Annotated in this window: 3 protein-coding genes and 1 pseudogene; all 4 read right to left on the reverse strand. The window is 64.7% G+C overall.

The genetic code is table 11. The features are described from left to right. The coding region (gene rpsJ, locus Q8M13_RS05880; RefSeq protein ID WP_056730043.1) for a 30S ribosomal protein S10 at window positions 1–305 on the reverse strand (305 nt) is incomplete at its 3' end. 364 nt (window positions 306–669) lie between these two features. After that, a complete protein-coding gene (locus Q8M13_RS05885; RefSeq protein ID WP_305298853.1) occupies window positions 670–1,503 on the reverse strand; it encodes a GIN domain-containing protein in 834 nt (277 codons plus the stop codon). Window positions 1,504–1,592: 89 nt separating this feature from the next. After that, the gene (locus Q8M13_RS05890) at window positions 1,593–3,074 is read right to left on the reverse strand and encodes an adenosine deaminase (protein WP_305298854.1); all 1,482 of its coding nucleotides are present in this window, start codon (window positions 3,072–3,074) and stop codon (window positions 1,593–1,595) included. A gap of 113 nt (window positions 3,075–3,187) precedes the next feature. Further along, a pseudogene (gene tuf, locus Q8M13_RS05895) lies at window positions 3,188–3,424 on the reverse strand (elongation factor Tu); the annotation flags it as partial.

Consider the following 3,424-nt stretch of genomic DNA (forward strand, 5'->3'; position numbering starts at 1 on the left):
AGCTTGATCTCGACGTCCACGCCAGCGGACAGGTCGAGCTTCATGAGCGCGTCCACGGTCTGCGGGGTGGGGTCGACGATATCGAGCACGCGCTTATGCGTGCGGATTTCGAACTGCTCGCGCGACTTCTTGTCGATGTGCGGCGAACGGTTGACGGTGAATTTTTCGATGTGCGTCGGCAGGGGGATAGGCCCCCGGACGGTCGCGCCGGTGCGCTTAGCCGTATTGACGATCTCGCGTGTGGAATGGTCCAGCACGCGGTGATCGAAGGCTTTGAGCCGGATGCGGATGTTCTGACGATCCATATCGCTCTTTAGTTTCCCCTACAGACGACGAACGTCCGCGTGACATTGACCATTTCAAAGACCAACCCGAACGCCTCATAGGAGACATTCGTACGCGTAAGTCCGCAAAAACGAGATGAGCCCGCACGAACTGCTCGTGTGGGCCCTGTCCTGAAACTCCGATTTCCACCGGATCCCAGACCGTTCTGCGGACCGCGTCTGTGCCTCAAATCGCTTCGAAGCACACAGCCGGTCCAACAGGAGGCGGGTCTATACGTCCCCGACTCGGTTCCGTCAAGGGCGGGAGGCGCCGGAACCCCGGTTCTTGCTGCTTTCGCCGCAAAAGCCGGGCCAACGAATCCCTTCCAGGACCGAAGTTGTGTCTTTAGCCGATCGTGACGGCGCCGGAACCCATAATAGTCTTGGAGACCTCACCCTTCACTTCCCGCACCCGGACATCGCCCGATCCGGCGATCCGGGCCGTGAGGCTTTGGGCCACGCCTCGGAAATCGACATCTCCCGAACCGGCCACCGCCACGTTCATCGCGTCGGCCCGGCCGCCCTCGACCTTCACGTCGCCCGAGCCTGCCGCCTTGATATTCAGGGAACCGCTCACCGAGGCTGCGCGGACGTCGCCGGACCCCGCGATGCTGACCTCAAGCGGCCCATTGATGGCCCGTGTCTTGATGTCACCCGATCCTGCGGCATGAATGACCGCGCCGCCCGCGGTCCCGGTGAATGTGTCGCCAGACCCTGCCTGGCTCAACTTCAGCTGTCCGGCGACATTCGCCAGCGTCCAGTCGCCGCAGCCCGCATTCGAGAGCTCCAACTTGTCGGACTTTCCGACGGCGCCATAGACCGCGCCGCCCGCCTGAATATCGACGTCGCGGGGCGTTCGGATCACGATCTGCGGCATGGCGGCGTAGCTGACCTCGCCGATCCCGGCCACCTGGACCCGGACGCCGGTCCCCTCCCCCTTGCAGCTGCGGATCTTGCGATCCAGGTCGCCGTCGACAATCACCTTCCCCGCCGAGGTCCGCACCTGCAGAGGCAGCTTGGCGTTGGTGGACAGAAACTCGACCTTGATGTCGCTCCGGGCCTCGGGGATCACCGTGACGCGCGCGACAGCGTCCTTGATCTCGACTACGGGCGTCGCCGCCTGCGCCGCTCCTGCGGCGAACACCACGCCGAAGCTCGCGATCATCATCGGAAGACGCATTGTCCCCTCCGTTTCGTTGAACAACCTTGCAGCGACGGTAGGCCTGGCGCCCCCAAGGGTCAGCTTAATTCGAGGTCATGACCTCCCGGTCATTTCCTTGCCTTCTCGAACTCGCGGAGCAGCCACTCGTGTCGCCATTGCTCACGGGCCTTGTCGCTGCATGCGACCATATCGGCGCAGGGCCCGGGCTTCGGCGTCACCGCACCCAGTTGACCGGCGCAGGCCTTAGCCGGGCGCCGATAGACATTGGGGTCGATCCACAAGCCCTCTCCCGCCAGGAATGAGAAGGCGATGGCGTTGCGCGCCGAACGCTTCAGGTCCGCATAGCCTGCCCCCTCGCCCGCCGCGCGCGCATACTCATGCGACAGGTCGATACGCAGGATCCCCGCATCGTCAGTGGAAAGGCTGACCGGCACGCCCCGCTGCCGCAGCCACGCATAGGGATGGTCCTTACCCGAGACCTCGAGGATGACGTCGTTCGAAGTCAGATTCACCTCGACCAGGACGCCCGTCGCCGCCATCTCCGCAGCCAGGGCCTCTGCGCCGTTCTCATGAGGCAAGGCCACGCCATGACCGATGCGGCGGGCGCCGGCCACATGAACCGCTTCGCCGATGTGAAAGCTCATCTCCCCCGGCGTCGCATATTTGAACGACAGCTCGCCGGCGTGCAGAGCCGCCGGCGCGAGCCGCCCCTGCTCGGTGAGGAAGCCCACCATCTTCATGTGCTGGCTGTAGTTGGCCAGGGCCGACGGATGGTCCTCGGGCGCGACCAGCTGCAGGCCGACCCAGCGCTTGTCCGCCTGGATCAAGGCCACGCCGAGCTGAAGCTGGGCGAAGGTCGACGCCAGCGGCGCGATGCGATTGGCCTGGACGAGGTAGCGCACCGTCACCTGGCAACCCGGCCGGGCCTGCGGCGTGCCGCACTTCAACGCCTGGCGCGCGCCTGCCTCCATGGCGTCGGTCTCAACCATGGCGTCGGCGACCAGATTGTCGAGCCCGGCCTCGGTCAGCGCCTTCTTCTGCGCGGCCAGATCCCCATCCTTCCAGCCGACCTTGGCCCCCAGGATGATAGACGGCGCGGCCTGCGGGGTGACCATGGCCTCTAGATAGAAAGTGTTCTGGCGGGCAAGGCCGTCGAGCACTTCTGCGAGCTCATCACCGGGACGCTTGTCTCCAGCCAGGCCGAAACGCCCGAACGCCGAGAAGAACTGGTCGTGTCCGGAGCGACCCTGAAAGCCAGGCTCGCGTGTCGTCAGGCTGTCGTAGAGGGCCGATCGCTGGGTGTCGTTCGACAGCACCGAGGCGGCGGTCTTAAGATCCCCAGCCGGCGTGCAGGGCGGGCGAAACGCCAAGGCCGCGACATCGACGCAAAGCCCATCCTCCGCAGCCCACTTCAGGAAGGTTTCCGGGAAGATCGCACCGGAGACGTGATTGTGAAGCTCGCCGCCCTTGGGCATCGCCTTGGTGAAGGCGGTCAGTTCGCCTGACGTCATCTTGCCGAGGTCGGGCGCGGCATGCGCCGACGCCGTCGATAGGAGGGCTAACGCCGCGACCGTTCCAAGCAATCTCATCATCATCCCCCAGCCCCAGCCGCCCGACACGAGGCTGCAGTTAGGAGGGGCAGTTAACAAAAAGGCCGCCGGATTGCTCCGGCGGCCTGATTGTTAGATGTGAGTAAGATCGACTATTCGACGATCTTGGCCACGACGCCGGCGCCGACGGTGCGGCCGCCTTCACGAATGGCGAAGCGCAGGCCTTGGTCCATGGCGATCGGGGTGATCAGCTCGACGTCCAGCTCAGCGTTGTCGCCCGGCATGATCATTTCCACGCCTTCGCGCAGACGGATGATCCCGGTCACGTCGGTGGTGCGGAAGTAGAACTGCGGACGATAGTTGGTGAAGAACGGGGTGTGACGACCGCC

Origin of the sequence: Phenylobacterium sp., assembly GCF_030681155.1 — a bacterium.
Classification (GTDB): Bacteria; Pseudomonadota; Alphaproteobacteria; order Caulobacterales; family Caulobacteraceae; genus Phenylobacterium.

Excerpts from the sequence above, each read along its gene's own strand:
- Q8M13_RS05885 (WP_305298853.1), bottom strand. The coding sequence starts at position 1,503 with ATGCGTCTTCCGATGATGATCGCGAGCTTCGGCGTGGTGTTCGCCGCA.
- Q8M13_RS05890 (WP_305298854.1), bottom strand. The coding sequence starts at position 3,074 with ATGAGATTGCTTGGAACGGTCGCGGCGTTAGCCCTCCTATCGACGGCG.